Annotated in this window: 12 protein-coding genes; 5 read left to right on the top strand and 7 right to left on the bottom strand. The window is 70.5% G+C overall.

Going from position 1 to position 18491, the window contains the following annotated elements; translation table 11 throughout:
- Positions 1–59: 59 nt before the first annotated feature.
- Positions 60–2981, bottom strand: coding sequence for a UPF0182 family protein (locus tag ITJ66_RS08595; RefSeq protein WP_138946733.1), 2922 nt, complete (start codon positions 2979–2981; stop codon positions 60–62).
- A 71-nt stretch (positions 2982–3052) separates the two neighbouring features.
- Positions 3053–4183: a PDZ domain-containing protein gene (locus ITJ66_RS08590; protein WP_194644374.1), complete on the bottom strand. Its 1131-nt coding sequence runs from the start codon at positions 4181–4183 to the stop codon at positions 3053–3055.
- A gap of 165 nt (positions 4184–4348) precedes the next feature.
- On the opposite strand from ITJ66_RS08590, the gene ITJ66_RS08585 reads away from it, so the two are divergent.
- Both ITJ66_RS08585 and ITJ66_RS08580 read left to right on the top strand, forming a co-directional pair.
- Positions 4349–5701: a zinc-dependent metalloprotease gene (locus ITJ66_RS08585; RefSeq protein WP_194644806.1), complete on the top strand. Its 1353-nt coding sequence runs from the start codon at positions 4349–4351 to the stop codon at positions 5699–5701.
- 87 nt (positions 5702–5788) lie between these two features.
- Complete coding sequence (locus ITJ66_RS08580; protein ID WP_194644373.1) at positions 5789–6658, top strand: TOMM precursor leader peptide-binding protein; 870 nt, start codon at positions 5789–5791, stop codon at positions 6656–6658.
- Here ITJ66_RS08580 and ITJ66_RS08575 read toward each other — a convergent pair.
- Both ITJ66_RS08575 and nudC read right to left on the bottom strand, forming a co-directional pair.
- Positions 6546–8279 carry an ATP-dependent helicase gene (locus ITJ66_RS08575; protein ID WP_194644372.1) on the bottom strand — a complete coding sequence of 578 codons (1734 nt, stop codon included), beginning with the start codon at positions 8277–8279 and terminating at the stop codon, positions 6546–6548. The two genes, ITJ66_RS08580 and ITJ66_RS08575, sit on opposite strands and share 113 nt — an antisense overlap.
- A 25-nt stretch (positions 8280–8304) precedes the next feature.
- Positions 8305–9243 carry an NAD(+) diphosphatase gene (gene nudC, locus ITJ66_RS08570; protein WP_194644371.1) on the bottom strand — a complete coding sequence of 313 codons (939 nt, stop codon included), beginning with the start codon at positions 9241–9243 and terminating at the stop codon, positions 8305–8307.
- Between the two features lie 63 nt (positions 9244–9306).
- Between nudC and ITJ66_RS08565 the strand changes: the two genes are divergently transcribed.
- A complete protein-coding gene (locus ITJ66_RS08565; protein ID WP_194644370.1) occupies positions 9307–10566 on the top strand; it encodes a phosphotransferase in 1260 nt (419 codons plus the stop codon).
- Here the strand turns inward: ITJ66_RS08565 and ITJ66_RS08560 are convergent.
- Together ITJ66_RS08560 and ITJ66_RS08555 are read right to left on the bottom strand one after the other, a co-directional pair.
- Positions 10476–13751: a UvrD-helicase domain-containing protein gene (locus ITJ66_RS08560; protein WP_370582595.1), complete on the bottom strand. Its 3276-nt coding sequence runs from the start codon at positions 13749–13751 to the stop codon at positions 10476–10478. The genes ITJ66_RS08565 and ITJ66_RS08560 overlap by 91 nt on opposite strands.
- Complete coding sequence (locus tag ITJ66_RS08555) at positions 13748–16933, bottom strand: UrvD/REP family ATP-dependent DNA helicase (RefSeq protein WP_194644369.1); 3186 nt, start codon at positions 16931–16933, stop codon at positions 13748–13750. Before ITJ66_RS08555 ends, ITJ66_RS08560 begins: the two co-directional genes overlap by 4 nt.
- Positions 16934–17074: 141 nt before the next feature.
- On the opposite strand from ITJ66_RS08555, the gene ITJ66_RS08550 reads away from it, so the two are divergent.
- Both ITJ66_RS08550 and ITJ66_RS08545 read left to right on the top strand, forming a co-directional pair.
- On the top strand, positions 17075–17299 hold the full coding sequence (locus tag ITJ66_RS08550) for a DUF3107 domain-containing protein (protein WP_064296179.1): 225 nt from the start codon (positions 17075–17077) through the stop codon (positions 17297–17299).
- A gap of 2 nt (positions 17300–17301) precedes the next feature.
- Positions 17302–17601 (top strand): hypothetical protein, encoded by a 300-nt coding sequence (locus ITJ66_RS08545; RefSeq protein ID WP_079705552.1) that lies wholly within the window; start codon positions 17302–17304, stop codon positions 17599–17601.
- 75 nt (positions 17602–17676) lie between these two features.
- Here ITJ66_RS08545 and ITJ66_RS08540 read toward each other — a convergent pair whose 3' ends face one another.
- Positions 17677–18396: a ferritin-like fold-containing protein gene (locus ITJ66_RS08540; protein WP_086473650.1), complete on the bottom strand. Its 720-nt coding sequence runs from the start codon at positions 18394–18396 to the stop codon at positions 17677–17679.
- Positions 18397–18491 lie beyond the last annotated feature (95 nt).

Here is an 18491-nt window from a genome sequence, read left to right as displayed (position 1 = left end):
CTGGAACGCCGAACGGCGCCGCCCGTCAGGGCGACGCCGTTCGGATTGCAGGCTCGGAATCAGCCGTTCAGCAGAGCCAGCGCCTGCGCCAGTGCGTCGGAGATCTTCTTGTCCGCCACCCCGTAGGCAGCCCAGTCACCGCTCGCCATGGCCGCGTCCTTCTCGACCATCGCGGCCTTCGCCTGGTCGAGCAGCGTCTTGATCTGCGCATCCACCGTCGGGTCGCCTGTGCTCGGGGTCGAGCCCGTGTCGGTACCGCCGGTGTCCGTGCCGTCCGTCGGGGGCGTCGTGCTGTCTCCGGGGACGTTGGTGTCACCCGCGTCCGCACCCGAGTCGCCGCCGAACAGGACGTCGAGCGCCTCGTCCAGCGTGTCTTCGAAGGCGATCTGGTCGCCGAAGGCGACGAGCACCTTCTGCAGGAGCGGGAAGCTCGTGTCACCGGTGGACTTCACGTAGACCGGCTGCACGTAGAGCAGACCGCCACCGACCGGCACGGTCAGCAGGTTGCCGTTCAGCACCTCGGTCTGGCCCTGCTTCAGGATGTTGATCTGGCTCGACACGCTCGGATCCGAGTCGAAGGTGTTCTGCACCTGGCCGGGGCCCGGCACGGTGTCGTCCTTCGGCAGGGTCAAGAGTCTGATCTTGCCGTAGTCGGAGCTCCGCTTGCCGTCCTCGGCGCCGGCGTTCGCATCGACCGCGAGGTAGCCCGTCAGTACGTTCCGCGACTGCTCACCGCCCTGACGCGGGATGAACGTGGAGTACAGGGAGAAGGACGGCGCGTCCTGCTCGGGCAGCTGCATCGTCAGGTAGTACGGCGGCTGGTACTTCTTCTCCGTGTCGGTCGACTGCGGGTCGTTGGGGGTGACCCACGCGTCCTCGCTCGAGTAGAACGAACCGGCGTTGGTCACGTGGTACTGGCCGAGCACCGAACGCTGGACCTTGAAGAGGTCGGCCGGGTACCGGACGTGGCTCATCAGATCGCCGGACATGTCCGACATCGGCTTGACCGTCGACGGGAACACCTTCTGCCAGGTCTTGAGGATCGGATCCTGGTCGTCCCAGCTGTAGAGCGTCACCTTGCCGTCGTACGCGTTGACGGTCGCCTTCACCGAGTTCCGGATGTAGTTGACGTCGTCGAGCGCATAGTTCTGCGCCGGCGTGACCGAGTCGGAGATCGTGTCGGACAGGCTCACGGTCTTCGAGTAGGGGTAACTGGCGCTCGTCGTGTAGCCGTCGACGATCCAGACGATCTGACCGTCCACCACGGACGGGTAGGGGTCGGAGTCGAGCGTCAGGTAGGGAGCGACCTTCTGGACCCGGGTGAGCGGGTCGCGGTCGTAGAGGATCTGCGACTGGCTGTTCACGGAGTCGGAGAGGAAGATCTGCTCCGACTGGAACTTGAGTGCGTAGACGAGCTTCTTGAAGACGTTGTCGAGCTTGGGCCCGCCATCGCCGTCGAAGGTCGTGTAGGTCTGCGACTCACCTTGCGTGCCCGACGGGTAGTCGAGCTCCACCGGGTCCGCGCCCTTGGGAGCGCCGACGATGGAGTAGTCGGGCGACTGCTCACCGAAGTACACGCGCGGTTCGAAGTCGCCGAGCGCGCCGGTGGTGGGGATACCGGACTCGAGGAAGACCGGCTCACCGGAGGCCGAGCGCTGGTTGCCGTAGGCCGCGACCAGACCGTACCCGTGGGTGTACACGACGGTGTTGTTGATCCACGACTGCGAATTGTCGAGGCCGGCGACGTTCAGCTCGCGGACCGCGACGACGGCGTCCTGCGTCTTGCCGTCGATGTTGTAGCGGTCGACGTCGAGCTGCTTGTCGAAGGAGTAGAACTGCTTGAACTGCTCGAGCTGCGCGACCGAGGCGCTCACGAGCGACGGGTCGATGATCCGGATGTTCGCCGTGGTCTCGGCGTCCTGACGGAGTGCTCCGGGGGTCGCGTCGGTGGTGGCCGCGTACTCCTCCTCCTCGACGTCGGCGATCCCGTAGGCGTCGCGGGTCATGTCGATGTTCCGCTTGATGTACGGCGTCTCGAGGCTCTTCGCGTTCGGCTCCACCTGGAAACGCTGGACGATCCACGGGTAGAGGCTGCCGACGATGAGGGACGCGACGATGAGCAGCGCGGTACCGACGAGCGGCAGACGCCAGCGGCCGGTGAACGCGGTGACGACGAACAGGACGGCGACCATGAGCGCGATCCCGGCGAGGATGACCCGACCGGGGATGGTGGCGGCGACGTCGGTGTACGAGGCGCCGGTGATGAGCGTGCCGGTGTCGTTCAGCGTCGTGTACTGATCGAGCCAGAGGCTGACGGCCTGCAGGATCAGGTACAGCGCGGCGAGCACCGAGATCTGCACGCGGGCCGCCATGGAGATCCAGACCTCACGGCTGACCACCCGGATGCCTCCGTAGAGGTAGGTGACGACGGCGGTGGCGATGAGGGCGATCAGGACGACCGCCGAGGAGAAGGCGACCACGGCCTGGAAGAACGGCAGGTCGAAGAGGTAGAACGACACGTCGAGGTTGAACTGCGGGTCCTTGGTGCCGGACGGGGTGCCGTTCATCCACAGCAGCACCAGCTGCCAGCGCGAAGCCGCGGCGACACCGCCGAAGAGGCCGAAGAGCGCCGGGATGCCGTAGGTCGCGAGTCGGCGGAGCGGCTCGACCACCTGCTGGTAGCGGTCGACCTGCGAGCTGAGCTTCGCGTAGACCGGACGGGTCCGGTAGGCGATCTCGATGGCGAGCCAGACGGGCAGGGCCATGCCCACGAACCCGACGAGGAACATGGCGATCGCCGCGATCCACTGCGTGGTCAGGACCTCGGTGAAGCCGAGCTGTTGGAACCACAGCAGGTCGGCGTAGAACCCCGAGAACACGAAGAACCCGATCAGGAGCGCGGCGATGATCGCCACCGTGATCGCGATCGGGGCGCGTCGGCGCTGAGTGGACAGGGGCTTCTCTGCTGCTGCGGATGTCACGTGTGGCCTCTTCAGATAGGGGTCGTCCCACCCATCCTAAAGCGGCCGGGCTGGGAGAGCGCCCGAAGCGGTCAACCGGCCGAGCAGGTGGGCAGCTTGCTCGTGTCGGCTCCGTCCGCGATGGCCTTGAGCGCTGCGAGCGAATCGTCGAGGGTCTTCACGGCGAAGACCGTCAAGCCGTCCGGAACGTGTCCGGCGACCTCGTCGCAGTTGCTCTCCGGTGCCAGGAACCACTCGGCCCCGGCGTCCTTCGCGCCGAACAGCTTCTGCCGGATGCCGCCGATCGCGCCGACGTTGCCGTCGGCGTCGATCGTCCCGGTACCGGCGACGTCCTTCCCGCCGTTGAGCTCGCCCGGGGTGAGCAGGTCGATCATGCCGAGCGCGAACATCATGCCGGCGCTCGGCCCGCCGACGTTGTCGAGCTGGATGGTGATGTCGACGGGGAGGTCGTAGGTGGTCTTGGTACCGATGCCGATCACGGTCGAGGTCGTCCCGTCCGACGCGGTCGCGGTCGTCGGCGTGATCTCGACGGTGCTCGCCGCTCCCCCGCGCACGATGTCGATCGTGACCGGCTTGTCCGTGCCGTTGGCGTTGATCGCGTCCCGCAGGCCGGCAAGGCCGGTCACCGGCGTACCGTCGACCGCGACGATCTCGTCGTCGAGCTGCAGCACACCCTGCGCGGGGGCACCTTCCGCGATCTGTGCAACCACGATGTGCTCGGGGACCTCGTACCCGAGCTCTCGCAACGCCGCCGCGACCGAGTCCTGCTGCGAATCGACCATGAGGGTCGCGTTCTGCTCGTCGCGCTGCTCGGTCGTGACGCCGGGCGGGAAGTAGAGGTCCATCGGCACGACGGCGCGGCTCGGGTCGAACCAGGCCGAGACGATGTCGAGCCAGCCCGGGCTCCGTTGCGGGTTCCCGACCAGCTGGACCGTCAACATGTCGAGTGTGCCGCCGGTCTCGTAGGTCTGCTCGTCGTGGACCTCGATGAGCGGGACGTCGCCGTCGTCGCCCTCGGTCGTACCCAGCACGTTGAACACGGGACCCGGCTGTTCGATGACGTACGGCGCGGGTACCGCCGAGAGCACGCCGAGGAGGACGAGCGAGAGGCTGAGCACGATCCACCCGAACCGGGCGCGACGATTGCGACCCGGACCGGTCGGCGCCGAAGCGGTGGGAGCCTCATCGGCGAAGAGCGACATGCAAGCCTTCCGGAGTGTTCGCGGTGGGCGGAAACCCGACCAACCATACCCCGGCGATTCTTCAGCGAGGTGCGACTAGCGTAGAAGGCCCAGCACCGAGCTATCTGAGAGGCGGCTGACGTGCCAGAGGATTCCGACAAGAGTCCGGAGGACGAGTTCCGCGACATGCTCCGCGAGCTCCTCTCCGGCAACGGTTCGTTCGACCCGAGCCAGCTCGCCGGCGCCGCCGGCCTCCCCAGCGATCCGGCCAGTCTCGCTGCGCTCATGTCGCAGCTCCAGGGCGCACTCCGCTCCAGTGGCGACGGCATCAACTGGGACACCTCGCTCCAGCAGGCGAAGACCATCGCCGGAGACGGCGCCCAGGACACGACGCCCGAGCAGCGCGCGGCGTTCGAGCAGGCGTTCCACATCGCCTCCCTGTGGCTCGCCGACGTCACCGACGTCGCCGAGCTGTCGAGCGAACCGGCCCTGTACACGAGGACGCGCTGGGCCACGAAGACGATGCCGTTCTGGACGCAGCTCGCCGAGCCGGTGGCCACGAACATCGCGAACGCCCTGACCGGCGTACTCACGGAACGCGCGCCCGAGGAGCTGTCGAGCATGATCGCGAACGCCGGACAGCTCGTCCGCGGCATCGGCGGCACGCTCTTCGCCATGCAGCTCGGACAAGTCGTCGGTCAGCTCTCCAAGGAGGTCGTCTCCGGCGGCGACATCGGCATCCCACTGCTCGACGACAACGAGGCCGCCCTGGTGCCCCAGAACGTCGCCGACTTCGGCGAGGGTCTCGACATCCCGGCGGATCAGGTCCAGATCTACCTGGCGGTCCGCGAACTCGCGCACGCACGACTCTTCCGCCACGCCCGCTGGCTCCGCCTGCATCTCATCTCCTCGATCACCGACTTCGCGCGCGGCATCCGGATCGACACCGATCGACTCGAGGAGCTCGCCGAGAGCTTCGACCCGTCGAACCCAGAGGAACTCCGGGAGGCCATGACGAGCGGGGCACTCATCCCCGCCCGCACGGAGGCACAGGACGCGAGCCTCGCTCGACTCGAGACGACGCTCGCCCTCATCGAGGGCTGGGTCGACGTGGTCACCGCGGCAGCCACCGAGCGCCTCCCCCGCTCCGCGGCCATCGCGGAGACCGTCCGCCGACGCCGCGCCGCCGGTGGGCCGGCCGAACAGGCCTTGGGCGCGCTCGTGGGACTCGAGCTGCGACCCCGCCGGCTGCGCGAGGCTGCGCAGATGTGGCAGCAGGTCACCGACGCCGTCGGTACCGCGCAGCGTGACGCCCTGTGGTCGCACCCCGACCTCGTGCCGACCGCCGCCGACATCGACGCCCCGGAGGCGCTCATCGCGCGCCTCGAAGCGGAGGCCAGGGGCGAGCGTCCCGAGCAGGACGAGATGGATCTCGCGCTCGAAGACCTCCTCCGTGGCGAGGAACGCGGCGACCAGCACGACGACGAGCCCGGTTCGGAGCCCTCCGGCCCGAACGGTGCCGGCGGCCCCCCGGTCTGATCCACAGCGACGCTCCACAGCTCGTCCTTCCGGGCGGGCTGTGGAGAGTGACGACGCGACCGGTCGTCGACCCGTCATCATCGATGGATGACGACGCGCCTCGATCCCAGGAGACCGCTGCTCTGGCGAACCCCGCACAGCCTGCAGGTGGGAGTCGATGAAGCGGTCCTGCTCGACAGCGTCCGGACCGAGACCGAGCAGGTCGTCGCGGCACTGCGTGCCGGCTTCCCGGCTCTCGTCGAACGACGGCTGCCGGACGCCTTCGACATCCCAGCCCAGGAGTTCGATCGCGTCCTCTCGACGCTCGACCCGGTGATCGAGCACGACGCCCCCGCTTCCGGACCCACCGTGACGCACCGGGTCGTCGTGGACGGCGCGAGCCCGGCGGCCGAACTCCTCCGACGTCTCCTCTCCGAGCAGGAGGCGGTCGAACTCCTGCCACCGGAGTCGGGGTCGACCGGATCCGGGTCGCAGCCCGACCACGTCGACGTCGCCGTCCTCTTCGCCGACTTCGTCATCCCGCCGAGTCGGTACACGCGCTGGCTGCGCGACGACGTCCCGCACCTGCCGGTCGTCTTCAGCGATCGTGTCGTGAGGATCGGGCCGTTCGTGACACCCGGTTCAGGGCCGTGCCTGCACTGCGTCGAGCTGCACCGCACCGACGACGATCCGGCCTGGCCGGCCGTCGCCTCCCAGCTCCTCGGGCGCCGCTCACCACTCGACACCCAGCTCCTCGGCGCGGAGGTCGCGACCCGCGTGACCCGCCTGGTGCTCCGACACCTCGACGCGTCCCAGCCCATCCTCGCGAGCACCCAGCTGGTGGTCGACGCCGCGACCGGTGGGGTCAGGCGCCGCGTCGTCCGGGAGCACTCGAGGTGCGCATGCCGAGCTCTGCCAGGAATCGCGACGGCTCGCGTCGACCCCCACGTTGCTGCATCTCGGACCAGGACAGGTTGAGCAGCCGCTTGGCGCGCGTGATGCCGACGTAGAGGAGCCTCCGTTCCTCGTCCGCCTGCTCGAACTGTTTCGCGTAGGAGATCGGCAGATAGCCCTCGGAGAGCCCGATGAGGTGCACGGCCTCCCACTCGAGGCCCTTCGCCGAGTGCAGGGTCGCCAGCGTGACCGCCTCGACCGTCGGCTCGTGCTGCGCGGCCTGCCGCAGTTGCAGCTCATCCGTGAAGGCGCGGAACGAGGTCCCCTCCGGCGCCTGGTCGACGAGCCCCATGATCGCGTTGAGCGACTCCCAGCGGTCGCGCACCGCACCACCACCGTCGGGCGGGTCCTGGCTCCAGCCGAGCGACCGGAGCACGTCGCTCACGGACTTGAACAGGGGCTCACCGCTGATCGAGACGGAGGCCGCGCGGAGCTGGAGCAGGGCCTGCCGCACCTCGGGCAGCTCGAAGAAGCGCTTGGAGCCGTGCATGACGTAGGGCACGCCGGCCTCACCCAGGGCCGTCTCCAACGCCGCCGCCTGCACGTTGATCCGGTAGAGCACGGCGATCTCCGAGGCAGGGACGCCCGCCTGCAGCTGCACGAGGATCTCCGAGGCCACGCCTCTCGCCTCGGACAACTCGTTCGGGTACTGCCGCAGGCCGACCGCCGGCGTCTCGGGCCGTGCGGTCTGGGTGCCCTCGTCGTCGCGTGCGGTGGCCGCTGAGAGATGCAATGCCCCCGGGCGCCCCCGCATGAGCGTGTTCGCCGCGGCCACGACCGGCGGGGCGGAACGGTAGTTGCGCTCGAGCCGGACGACCGTGGCGTCGTGGTACCGGGTCGGGAAGTCGAGCAGGTAGTCGGAACGAGCACCGGCGAAAGAGTAGATGGTCTGGCTCGCGTCGCCGACGACGCACACGTCCCGTCGTCCACCCAGCCAGAGTTCGAGGAGTCGGTGCTGCAGCGGCGAGACGTCCTGGTACTCGTCCACGACGAAGAAGCGGTACTGCTCGTGCACCTGCATGGCGACGGCGGGCTCGGTCTCGATCATGCCGGCGCATGCGAGCAGGACGTCCTCGAAGTCGATGCGCCGGCGCTCGTCCTTCAACTGCTCGTAGGTCTCCTGAAGCGAGACGACCTGCTCGAGGGACAGCTTGGCCGGCAGCGGCCGGTTCGACGCCGCATACTGCTCGAGGGTCAGGCCGGACACCTTGCGCCATTCGATCTCGCCCGCCACGTCGCGCAGGGTCGCGGTGTCGACCCGCAACCGGAGCCGTTCGGCCGCGTGCCCGAGCACCCGGCCCTTGCTCTCGACGAGCGCAGGCACCTGTCCGCCGACGACCTGGGGCCAGAAGAAGTTCAGCTGCGAGAGCGCGGAGGCGTGGAAGGTCCTGGCCGAGACACCCTCGGCTCCGAGTGCCCGGAGCCGGCCACGGAGTTCCGCAGCGGCGCGGCTGGTGAAGGTGAGCGCCATGACGCGCGACGCCGTGTAGGTCCCGGTCGCGACGCCGTAGGCGATGCGATGGGTGATCGCGCGGGTCTTGCCGGTGCCTGCGCCGGCGAGCATGCACACGGGTCCGCGGAGCGCCTCCGCTGCGACGGCCTGGTCGGGGTCGAGTCCGGCCAGCAGTTCGGCCGGACTGCTCATCGGGACCCCTCGGTGGTGCCGCGCCTCATCGAGACCAGGATCCGCGAAGCCATTCGTCGATCACGGCTCGTGCGATCGACGACGGTCCGGGGAGGATGACGTCGGTGGCCGGGTCCTCGAGTTCCTCCCGAGTGAACCACCGCAGGTCGAGGATCTCCTGGCCGTCCGGGACGAGCGCCTCCGGATCCTGATCCTCCGCGAGCGGCGCGACGAAGCCGAGCATGAGCGAGCGCGGGAACGGCCACGGCTGCGAACCGAGGTAGACGGGCGTGCCGAGACGCATCCCCGACTCCTCGAAGATCTCGCGGGCGACGGCCTGCTCGAGGGACTCGCCGGCATCGACGTAGCCGGCCAGCAGCGAGTAGCGGTTGTGCTCCCACATCGCGTTCGACCCGAGCAGGATCCGTCCCTGAGGATCGACGACCGCGACGATGACCGCGGGGTCCATGCGCGGGAAGAGTTCGTTGCCGTCGACCGGGCAGTGCCGTGCCCAGCCGGCGTTGCGGACCGTGGTCGGCGAGCCGCAGTGCGCACAGAACGGCTCGGCGCGATGCCAGCCGGCGATCGCCAGCGACGTCGCCAGGATCCCGACGTCGCGGTCGGACAGCCGGTGTCCGCTCCGACGGAGGTCGAACCAGCGGTCTTCGTCCTCGGTGATCGCGTCGGCGTCGGCGTCGGCGAGGACCCACAGCAGGATGTCGGTGCCCCGTGGTGTCCCCGGGGTGTCTTCGACGGTGCTTCCGAGGTAGACCATGAGCTCCGGCTCGGGCAGCTCCGAGGGATCCAGGAGGTCGAGCGCGTCGCCGGTCACGAGTGCGCGCCGACCGCGGAGGACGACGGCTCGGGCGTTCGGATCGACCCGCAGTCCGTCGAGCACGTCCGGTCGTGAACGGAGCTCGCCGTGACGGTCGAGTCCGCCTCTCGCGAGCGGTAGACCGGCGAGTGCGCGAACCTGAATCGTCATGGACAACCTCTCTGAGGGCGTGGCGAGCGCGGCTCACCGGGACGGCCCCGTACCCTGGATGTCATGGCCAGATCCCATCTCACTCTAGCCGCGTTGGCCACCTCGGCCGTCGCCGACCTCCAGGTCCGCGGGTCCGGCGCGCACACCGCCGGCGGCGAGGGGAACTACGACGCGGCCCGTCTCGTGACGGCCGACGGGCGCGAGCTCATCGTGCGCATCCCGACCTCACAGCAGGCCGAGACGGAGCAGTCCGCGGACCTCATCGCCCTTCGCGCACTCACGCCCGGTATCCGCAGCAGGTTGCCCTTCGACGCTCCAACCGTCGTGGGCCAACTGCCCGTCGACGGCACTCGCGCCGTCGTGCTCGACTTCGTGGCCGGCAGTCACCTCGACCCGACCGCGCTCGGCCGCGACGAGGTCCTCTCCGACTCGCTCGGTGCCGCGGTCGCCGCGATCCACTCCCTCCCGTCGGCCTTCATCGCGGAAGCGGGCCTCCCGCTGCTGTCCACCGAACTCATCCGGGCGGACGCGCACCGCATCGTGTCCCGCGCCGCCGAGACGAGGCTCCTCCCGACCGCCGTCCGGGAGCGCTGGCAGGCGGCCGTCGAGGACCACTCACTCTGGCAGTTCCAGCCCACCGTCATCCACGGATCCCTCGCCGCCGACCGGGTGCTCGTCATCCGTCAGGACGGCCACGGCTTGGTCAACGGCGTCATCGAGTGGGGCTCGCTGCGGGTCGGCGACCCGGCCCTCGACCTCCACTGGATCGCGACGCTCGGCGCGACCGGCGAGCAGGCGCTGTCCGCCTACGCGGCCTCGTGCTCCCGCGGACCCGACCGCTTCGTCACGCTCCGCGCCCGCCTCTACGCGGAACTCGAGATCGCCCGCTGGCTCCTGCACGGTCGCGACAGCCATGACGAGACCATCGTCGAGGACGCGGTCGCGATGCTCGACGGGCTCGTCGACCGCGTGCTCGGCGACGTGACGGACCCCCTCGGCACCACGACCGGACCCGTCCTCGACGTCGACGAGGTCGAGGACATGCTCGACCGCACGCCGATCGGCTCGTCCTCCCCCGGCATCGCCATGCAGACCGACACCTATGACCGGTCAGAGCTCGAGCGCGCCCTCGGCCGCGATCCCGGCGGCTCGGACGACGACGACACCGACGAGGGTGAGGCCGACGAGGATCGCGACCACGCCGGAACCGACGCGGACGCGAACGCCACGGATCAGATCGACACCTCGTCGTTCGAGCTCTGGGACTCGGCGGCCTCCCCGAAGGACCGCTCCCACTCCGACAGGAGCTCCTCCTCCGAGTAGAGGCGTTCCGGCCGGAGCTGCACGTCGTGGCTCACGTAGTAGAGCACGGCGTCGATGCGCTCGGGGTCGACCTCCCGGTGGTGCGCGTACGCCAGACGGTAGAGCGCGAGCTGGAACGAGGCGTTCCGCATGTCCTCCGGCGTCGTGGGTACCGCGCCGGTCTTCCAGTCGACGATCTCGAACCGGTCCCCGCGCTCGAACACCGCGTCGAGCTTGCAGACCACCACTCGTCCGGTGTCGCCGAGCGGCACGTGGATCTCGGTCTCGACCTCGATCGGTCGGACGTCCGCCCATTCCGAGGCGAGGAACCGCTCGGTGAGCTCGTCGAACCCGATCCCCTCCGACGCGTCCGGCCCCGGGCGTTCGACGTCGAGCTCCTCTGGGAGCGCGTCGACCAGCTCCTGCAATCCGAAGCGTCCGTAGTGCGCCTCGACCCACGAATGGAACCGGGTCCCGAGGCGGGTCTGCCGGTAGGGCCGCTGCGGGACGGGGCGACGCAGACGTTCGAGTGCGGCCTCCGGTTCCGTGACGAACTCCTTGAACTTGGACGCGGGGATGCGCACGGGGAGCTCACCGCGCGCGGTCGTCGTCGCGGCACGGCGTCGTTCCTCGAGGAGCAGCGTCAGCTCGTTCTCGAGGGGGCCGAGGGTCGCCAGCAGCTCGGACTCGGACCGCCCGCGCCGCTGGTCGACCTCGGCCGCCGCCCGCTCGACGACGCTCCGACGCGCGCCGAGCGGATCGAGTGGCCAGTCGAGGGCCGCGGCACCGGAGTCGACCGGGTTCTCCTCGAAGGCGGAGGCGGCGGGGAGCGGTGCGATGACGCCCGCCGAGGCCAGCTCCAGGAGGTAGGTGCTCGCAGCACGGGGCCGCTTCCGATCGCCCGACCAGAACGAGCCGGTGAGCAGGAGGTCGTGCTTGGCGCGGGTCACCGCCACATACGCGAGCCGGCGTTCCTCGTCGAGCGCGCGTTCGCCGAGCGCTTCCGAGAAGGCGAGCTGAGCGTCGACGACCTCCTTCCGCGTCTCGGCCGTCCGCCAGGCGAACTCCGGCAGCTCCGCTGCGTCGCCTCGGAAGTCGTACGGCAGCGTCCCGAGACGGACCCAGCCCTTGCCGTCCTTTGGTTTGGCTGGCAGTTCGTCGACCACGAGCCGCGGGATCGCGACATGATCCCACTCGAGGCCCTTCGAACCGTGGATGGTGAGCAGTTGGACCGCACCCTGGTCGGGTGCGTCGCTCGCCGGTCCGAGGTCGTCTCGGGCGAGCGAGCGGTCGATCCACGCCAGCAGGCTGCCGAGCGTCACCTGCTCCTCCGCCTGGATGAACGAGATGACCTCGTCGTGGAACGCCTGCAGTCTGGCCGGAGCGCGCGCCGCGGAGCCGGTCGACTCGTTCGCGACGACCTCGATGTCGAGCCGCAACTCGCGCTCGACCGCTCTGACGAGATCGGGGAGGCCGCTGCCCGCACGACGCCGCAGGGAGGCGAACACCAGTCCGGCCTCCCGAAGACGCGAACGCGCCTCGTCGGTGAACCCGGCGGCGAGGCCGGCCGGCACGCGGTCGGCGGCGATGAAGTCGAGCGCGTCGATGATCGACCGCCCGTCGTCGTCGGCGACCGACTCACGGAGCCGGGCGGCCAGTTCGGCGTCGTACCGCTTCGTCTTCCAGTCGATGGCCTGCAGGTACCGGGCCACCTCCACGAGGTGACCGAGGTCGTGGACGCCGATCCGCCAGCGAGGCCCGCTCAGGAGCCTGATGAGCGAGGACCCGGCACCGGGATCGTGGATGACCCGCAGTGCCGCCGTCACGTCGACGATCTCCGGCGAGGAGAGCAGACCGCCGAGGCCGAGGATGTGGTGCGGGACGCCGAGCGCGGCGAGGCCGTCGGCGAAGTCCTGCATCGGTCGGCGCGCCCGGAACAGGATCGCGGCCGAACCGGCCGGGTCTCCCCCGCGTTCGGCGAGCAACCGGTCCGCGCACCACTCGGCGACCATCCGGATCTCCTCGGCACCGGTCTCGGGGAACTCGACGGCGAGGGAGCCCGCCCCGGCACCGGGCTTCGGCTCGAGGTCGAGGACTCGCAGCTTCCCCGCCGTCTGCGCCTGCTGCTGCAACGGGCGGACGAGGACGTTCGCGGCTTCGAGGACCGTGCGGTCGTTCCGCCAACTCGTGGACAGGTTGAACTGGGTGGCGGCGACCTCCCGACCGAAGTCGCGTGAGAACCGTGCGAGGTTCGCCGCGCTCGCGCCGCGCCAGCCGTAGATGGACTGGTGCGGGTCGCCGACCGCCATGACGGGGTGGTCGGCGAACAGGGTCGACAGCAGTCTGGTCTGCACGACCGAGGTGTCCTGGTACTCATCGAGCAGGACGACGCCCGCGCGATCGCGTGCGACGGCGGCGACCTTCGGCGAACGTTCGCAGGCGGCGAGCGCGAGGGCGACCTGGTCGGAGAACTCGACGAGTCCCTGCCGGCGCTTCTCGTCGGCGTAGCGGTGCGCGAGGTCGAGCAGGACCGGCAGGGCACCCACGACCTCGACGGCCTGGTCGATCTGCGCGTACGCCCCGCGACCGCCGTCGGGGAGCTCGCCGATGCCGACGAACCGTTCCACGAAGCCGAGCAGCTCCTCGGTGGTGCCGTCGATCTCGGCGAGCTCGTGACTCAGCGAGAGGACGAGCTCGGCCACCTGGTCGACGGACTTGCCGAGGGTGGCGAGCCGTTCGTCTCCGTGTCGGACCACGACGCGCCTCGCGAGTCGCCAGGCGGACGCCTCGGACAGCAGGACCGACTCGGGCTCACGGCCCACCAGGAGGGCGTTGTCGCGGAACAGGGCGTTCGCATAGGCGTTGTAGGTGGACACCTCGGGACGGTCGAAGAGCGCGTCGGCCGCGGGATCCAGGATCCCGATGTCCTGCAGGGCGGCGATCCGCTTGCCGATCCGTGCCGCCAGCTCACCCGCGGCCTTCCTGGTGAAGGTGAGCCCCAGGATCCCGTCGACGTTCACGTGCCGGTTGGCGAGCAGCCACACGACGCGTGACGCCATGGTCTCGGTCTTCCCGCTCCCGGCACCGGCGACGACGAGTACGGGTGCCATGGGGGCCTCGATGACCTCGACCTGCTGCGTCGTCGGTTGTGGGAGGCCGAGCAGGCCGGCGAGCATCTCGGCCGAGTAGGTCTCCTCCGTGCTCACGAGCTCACCGCCGGGACGACGTGGATGGCGCACTCGCCGAACGCGAACGGGTCATGACAGTGGGTCCCGACGCGGGCCTCGAACACCGCGCCGGCCATGCCGACCGCGTCCGCCAGAACACGCTCGCGGAAGCGCTCGAGGGCTTCGTCGTCGAAGGCGGGCTGGGCCGGGTCGTAGTACTCCTTGCGCTTCGTGCCGGCCGACACGACGATGAGCTTCGCGCCACCGCTCAGCAGCCCCTCAGTACCGGTGATCGCACCGGACGCCAGCGCGAGCTGGTAGGCACCGAGCTGCGCCATGTCGGCGACCTCCCGGTCCTGTCTGGGCGCCGAGCCGCCGGTCTTGAGGTCGGCGATCACGACGCGTCGCGTCCCGTCGGCGTCGGGCACGAGTTCGACGCGGTCGATCGAGCCGCCGAGCACGGCCGCGCCGCCCAACTCACCGATGGGGATGCGGAGGCTGAACCGGCTCTCGTTGCCGATCGAGGTCACGCCCGCCCGCTCCGCGTCGTGGAGGTACGCCGACAACCGGTGGACGAGTTCCGCCGCACGCCGTTTCGTCGCCGCGCCCTCCCAGGCCGCCTCGAAGTGGAGTTCGTCCCAGCGGTCCTCCACCGCTGCCCAGAGCGCGGCCTCGTCGGAGGACTCGGCGTGTTCGAGCGCGGCGTGCACGATCGTGCCGAGCCCGGAGGCGAACCCGGAGGCTCCGCCGCCCAGTCGGGCGATCGCCCAGTGCAGCGGGCACTCCTCGAAGGCCTCCATGCGGGACGGGGAGACCGGCAGCTCCTCGACGGCGGGGTCGTGCAGCGGTGCCGTCGAGCTCGGTGCGGCCACGCCGTACCACTCCTCGGTCGGAGCGCCGGGGACTCCCACTGTCGCGAGGATGGCCAGGGCCGAGGCGGACGCGGCACGCTCGGCCGGGTCCGCGGGGCGGATCCGGCGGGTGAGCGAGCGACGCAGGGTGCCGACGAGCCCCCGGAGCGACAGGGGCGACAGGGATGCCCGGTGCGGATCGGGTTCCGGGAGCAGCGTGAGGAACGGGCTCGCCTGGTGGTCGTCGTCGACGACCGCGACCACCATGAGCGACCGGTGCGCACGGGAGGTCGCCTGGGCGAAGAGTCGGAGCTCGTCGTGGAGGACGGCGCGTCGTGCGTCCGCCGTCGCCGTGGCCGTGCCCTCCAGCAGCTCCACAAGCTCCGAGGCGCCGAGCAGTGAGTCGCGGACCCGCAGGTTGGGCCACACGCCGTCCTGCATGCCGGCGACGACGACCGTGTCGAACGCGGTCCCGACCAGGGCCGCGGGCGTCGCGATCGTGACCGCCTCCCGGAGGCCCGTCGGCGCGAGGGAGTCGTCGCCGACCGTCTGTTCGAGCAGGCGGTCGAGGAAGACGGAGGCCGGGGTGTCGGGCTCCGCCTCGACGAAGGTGCGTGCCGCATCGGCCAGCTGGGTGATCGCGTCGAGGTCGCGGTTCGCCTCCTCGGCGGCCTGACCGCTGCCCTTCGACAGCGAGACCCAGGAGCGCTCGAGCCTGCTCCGCGACCAGAGGCCGTAGACGAGCTCCTCGGCCGAAGCGCCCGCCGCCGCCTGCGCGCTCGCCTCGGCAAGGCTGTCGGCGAGTGAGCGGGCGCGGGCGGCGGAGGGTGTCTCGAGTCCGATGAGTGCACCGGGGACGGCGAACGCCTCTTCCAGCAGGCGGTCCGCGCTGCGGTCGAGGCCCTCAGCGAGATCGGCGTGCCGGAGCGCTGCCCGGAGTCGCCTGACCCCGATCGAGTCCAGTCCGCCGAGCGCGCTGTGGAGGAGTTCGGTCACGACCTCGGCGTCGAGCGGCGTCCGTCCGAGCGCCACCGACATGGCGAGGAGGACCGACCTGACGAACGGGTGGTCGCGCAGCGGTGCTCCGCCGGTGCTCGCCCGGGTGGGCACCTCGAGGGAGGACAAGCCCCGTTCGATCGCCGGGATCAGCCCGCCGCTGCGGACGACCACCGCCATGTCGGCCCACGCGACGCCGTCGAGGACGTGGCGCTCGCGGAGGAAGCGTGCGACGACCGCGATCTGCTCGGCCGGGGAACCGGCCGCCACGGTGACGACGGAGTGCTCGGGGGCCTCCGCGTCATCGACCGGTGGCGCGGCCGTGCGATGGAGTCCGGCGCCGGCCGTGCCGATGCGTTCGGCGACGCCGCGGATGGTCGCCCGGATGTCCGGCGTCCCGCGGTGGACCTGCCCGAGGACGAGCGTGTCCACCGGGCGACCGAGCACCTCGGCGAACCGCCCGAGCGCGTCGGCTCGGGCACCGTGGAAGGCCCCCGTCGTGAGGTCGGGGTCGCCGAACGCGACGATCGTGACCCCGTGTCGGGCGAGCGCGGCGAACAGCTGCAGGACGCCGTGGGTCGCCTCCTGGGCGTCGTCCACGAAGACCACCCGCAGGCTGCCGAGCACGCCCGTTCCCGGTTCCTGTTCGTCGAGGAGCCGAACGGCGCGGGCGAGGGCCGCCGCGGGCGTGAGGTGTCCGCGCCAGTCGTCGGCGAGGAACCCCTCGATGAAGCCCGCGGACGCGACCCACTCGGGACGCCCGTGCTCCGTACCGAGCCGACGCAGCTCGGCGGGCGCGACGTCGTGTTCGACGCTGCGTTCCATGAGGTTCCGGAGCTCGGTGCGGAACCCCTGCAGGCGCCTGACCTCGGGACCGAGCTCCGCGGGCCACAGTGGACCGGTCGCGTCCTGTTCGTCGCCGAGGAGTCGCTCGGCGATGGTCTGGTCCTGCTCGCCGCCCGTCAGCAACCGCGGTCGTCCTGAACCGGCGAACGCCCCGGAGCCCGCGATGACCTCGAGCGCGAGGGAGATGGCGGTGCGCGCCAGGGATCCGGGTGTGGCGCGCGCGACCCGTGCCTCGAGGCGGTCGCGGAGGACCTGCGCCGACGACCGGGAGGAGGCGATGACGAGCACCTCGTCGGTACGCAGACCGCGCGAGTGCACGCGTTCCGCGACCGCTTCGATGAGCGTCGTGGTCTTGCCCGTGCCGGGAGCCCCGAGCACGACGGCGGACCGGTCGTCCGCGAGCCGCAGCACGGCCGCCTGCGAGTCGTCGAGCCGGACGCGCGTGCCGACAGCCGGGTCGCCGACGGGCGTGCGGTCCGCGTCACGGACCGCACCCGTCGGATCGTCGGAGGCGTCGGGAACGGTCATGGTCCGCACGTTACCGGAGCCTCCCGACATCACCGCGACGGCCGACCGGCGTTCCGCTGTTCGCTGACAGCAGCCGACCCGCGCCGGTCGGAGGACCACGACTCCCGTAGTCTTGCCCTACGCAACCGAAAGGCACTCAAGGTGGAAATTCGCATCGGAATCCTCAACAGCCCTCGCGAGATCGGCTTCGAGACCTCGCAGCCGGCGTCGGAGATCGAGCAGGCGGTCAAGACCGCGCTCGAGACGGACGCCAAGCTGCTCGCACTCAAGGACGACAAGGGCACCAGCTACCTCATCCCGACCGCGGGCATCGGCTACGTCGAGCTCGGAACCGAGGAGTCCCGCCGCATCGGATTCGTCGGCTGACCATGGAACTCCTCTTCGTCGTGCTCGGCGGTGCCATCCTCGGTCTCGCCGTCCGTTACCTCCTGCCCGGCCGCGACCAGCACGGGGCCGCGCTCATCCCGGCGGTCGCGACGCTCGTCGCCGCCGTCGTCTGGGTCGCGGCGACGTGGGCCGGCATGGCGTGGGACGGCGGCTGGATCTGGGTGCTCGCCTTCGGCGCGTCCGTCGTCGTGAGTGTGGTGGTCGACCTCGTGCTCGTCCGCGTCCGCACCTCCTCGGACGAAGCGATGCTGACCCGCTTGCAGCAGGGCGTCGCCGCCTGACCCGAGGCGCTCGATCGATCGACGCCGTCGCTCCACCCGGAGCGGCCGCGTCGTCGTGTCGGAGGGGACGACCGGTCAGGCCGTGAGCCCGAGCGCGTCCATCCGTCTGGTGTGGTTCGCGATGAGCTCCGTGTAGACCGGTTCGACCCGGGCGTCGTCCGGCAGCGCCTTGCTCTCGGTCACGAGGGCGGACCTGGCGACGAGCATGGTGTCGCCGAGCAACCGACGGCCCCACATCGCGAGCGTCGAAGCGCGCTCGGGGTGCGATGCGATCACCCGGTGCAGGATCCCGACGAGCGGGTCCTCCTCCGGACCGGGGGCGACGATCGCGGCCAGGTCGCGGGCGTCCGCTCCGTCCAGGCCGCGCGCGAGCTGCGCGAAGAACTCGTCGAGGAAGCCCCGCGCCACGAGGACGCCCAGCAGGAGTTCGTCCCAGGTGCCGGTGCGCAGGATCGCCTGGAACTCGTCCCGCGTGCGTGCGTAGGGTTCGAGCACGGCGCCCGGGTCGTCGCTCGTCCGGCGGAGCCAGGCGAGTAGCGCCTGGTGCTTGCGCAGCGCCGTGGCGGCGGCCTCGGCGACCGTCTCCCGATCGGCGTCGTTCGGAGCGTGCTCGACCGCGAACGACAGCGTCATGAAGAACCCGAGCTGCAGTTGCGCCACCTGACCGAGGTAGTCCGCGGTGCTGGGCGCGAGCTCGTGGAGGTCGACACGGGTCGCCTGGACGGCGTCCTCCCGCGAGCGCAGACGAGGCGTCTGGGTGCCGGGACGCCGACGTCGTGCAAACCAACGAGCCATGCGACCACCCTATCCGCAGCGCGCCGATCGCCGTGTTCCGCGCGCCCAGCGGCCTCTCGGGACGTCCCGGGTAGAATAGCCGTGCCCCGGCGTCG

The organism is Plantibacter sp. VKM Ac-2885, assembly GCF_015351205.1.
Classification (GTDB): domain Bacteria; phylum Actinomycetota; class Actinomycetes; order Actinomycetales; family Microbacteriaceae; genus Plantibacter; species Plantibacter auratus.
Note: the sequence above shows the minus strand (reverse complement) of the source record. Positions and strands in the feature narration are given on the sequence as shown.

Coding starts and splice junctions, on each gene's coding strand:
- ITJ66_RS08590 (WP_194644374.1), bottom strand. CDS start 4,183: ATGTCGCTCTTCGCCGATGAGGCTCCCACCGCTTCGGCGCCGACCGGT.
- ITJ66_RS08585 (WP_194644806.1), top strand. CDS start 4,349: ATGCTCCGCGAGCTCCTCTCCGGCAACGGTTCGTTCGACCCGAGCCAG.
- ITJ66_RS08580 (WP_194644373.1), top strand. CDS start 5,789: ATGACGACGCGCCTCGATCCCAGGAGACCGCTGCTCTGGCGAACCCCG.
- ITJ66_RS08575 (WP_194644372.1), bottom strand. CDS start 8,279: ATGAGCAGTCCGGCCGAACTGCTGGCCGGACTCGACCCCGACCAGGCC.
- nudC (WP_194644371.1), bottom strand. CDS start 9,243: ATGACGATTCAGGTTCGCGCACTCGCCGGTCTACCGCTCGCGAGAGGC.
- ITJ66_RS08565 (WP_194644370.1), top strand. CDS start 9,307: ATGGCCAGATCCCATCTCACTCTAGCCGCGTTGGCCACCTCGGCCGTC.
- ITJ66_RS08555 (WP_194644369.1), bottom strand. CDS start 16,933: ATGACCGTTCCCGACGCCTCCGACGATCCGACGGGTGCGGTCCGTGAC.
- ITJ66_RS08545 (WP_079705552.1), top strand. CDS start 17,302: ATGGAACTCCTCTTCGTCGTGCTCGGCGGTGCCATCCTCGGTCTCGCC.
- ITJ66_RS08540 (WP_086473650.1), bottom strand. CDS start 18,396: ATGGCTCGTTGGTTTGCACGACGTCGGCGTCCCGGCACCCAGACGCCT.